The sequence below is a fragment of the Mesorhizobium sp. M7A.F.Ca.CA.004.12.1.1 genome, from assembly GCF_003997835.1.
In the GTDB taxonomy this organism is placed as follows: domain Bacteria; phylum Pseudomonadota; class Alphaproteobacteria; order Rhizobiales; family Rhizobiaceae; genus Mesorhizobium.
Map to the genome: position 1 here is coordinate 1 of NZ_RZRK01001208.1, position 1,236 is coordinate 1,236.

Annotated in this window: 2 protein-coding genes; both read right to left on the reverse strand. The window is 63.5% G+C overall.

Going from position 1 to position 1,236, the window contains the following annotated elements:
• On the reverse strand, positions 1-968 hold a 968-nt coding region (locus tag EN984_RS35160), incomplete at its 3' end, for an ATP-binding cassette domain-containing protein (protein ID WP_164765949.1).
• A gap of 68 nt (positions 969-1,036) precedes the next feature.
• The coding region (locus EN984_RS38435; RefSeq protein ID WP_206517569.1) for a hypothetical protein at positions 1,037-1,236 on the reverse strand (200 nt) is incomplete at its 5' end.

Below are 1,236 nucleotides of genomic sequence, written 5' to 3' on the forward strand. Positions count from 1 at the left end.
CCCTGGCAGATGTGGCGCTTGCCGGCCCGAAACAGCAGCGTGCCATCGGGTGTTTCGACAGCCGCGTCGTCGAGCGTGATCAGCACTTTGGCGTGAGTGCCGCGATTGGCCAGTTTTATGGCACCCGCCGACTTCTCGCGATGCGCCGGGTTCGCCGCTTCCTCCAGTTTTTCGGCCCGCTGGCTGAGTTGCCTGGTCTTGACCGTCAGCAGGTCGCTGCCTGAATTGATGCCGATATTGTTGAGCTTGGCCGCCTGCCGGCGCAATTGCTGCGCCACCTTCATGTCGCGCTGGAACTTGCGCTCGGTCGAGGCGTCGACCTGGTCGAGCGCCCGCCTGGCGCGGGAATAGGGCAAGGCAAACACGGGCGACTGTTCCGGGCGCAGGAACAGCGTCCGGTTGGTGGCGGCGTCGAGAAAGGCGCGGTCGTGGCTGGCAATGACGACCGGCACCTCACGCGGCAATGCGTTGAGCCAGGTTTCCAACTGGCTGATGCGAGCAAGGTCGAGATGGTTGGTCGGCTCGTCGAGCAGCAGCACGTCCGGATCTGTCACCCAGACGCGGGCGATCAGCGCCAGTCTCTGCCAACCGCCGCTCAGCGCCTGCATTGGCCGCTCGCGCATCGGCTCCGGCACATCGAGTGAATCGAGAACCACGTCGACGCGCCACAGCTCGCTTTCAGCCTGCTCGGGCGGCAAGGCGTCGGCCACCACCTGATGGAAGCTGCGGGTGAGAAGGGCCGGGGCAATGGATTGCTCGACATGACCGACGCGCAGGCCGCGCGTGCGGGTGATGTCACCGGAGGTCGGCTCCATCTCGCCGGTCAGGCATTTCAGCAAGGTCGACTTGCCGCGGCCATTGGCGGCGACAATGCCGAGCCGGTCGCCGGAGCCGATGGTGAGATCGAGATTGGTAAACAGCGGCGCACTCATGGTGACGCCGAGGGATTTGAGGCTGATCAGGGCCATTTTGATTTCTCTGGTCTTGCCGGAGGAAAGTCCGGCTCAATGCACTTTGACGGTGCGCAGGCTGGCCATCAGGCTCGGCGTTGCAACACCACGAAGGGCAGACCAAAAAATCGAGGCGGGAAAAACCCGGACCGTCCCTGGTCAGCCCTGCAAGCAAGCTCGCAGGGCAGAAATCGGGCCACGCTGACGATGGTGACGATGGTGACGATGGTGACGATGAAACGTAAACACGTGAGCCCTCCTTTCAAGACGTTCGAGTGTGTGGAGC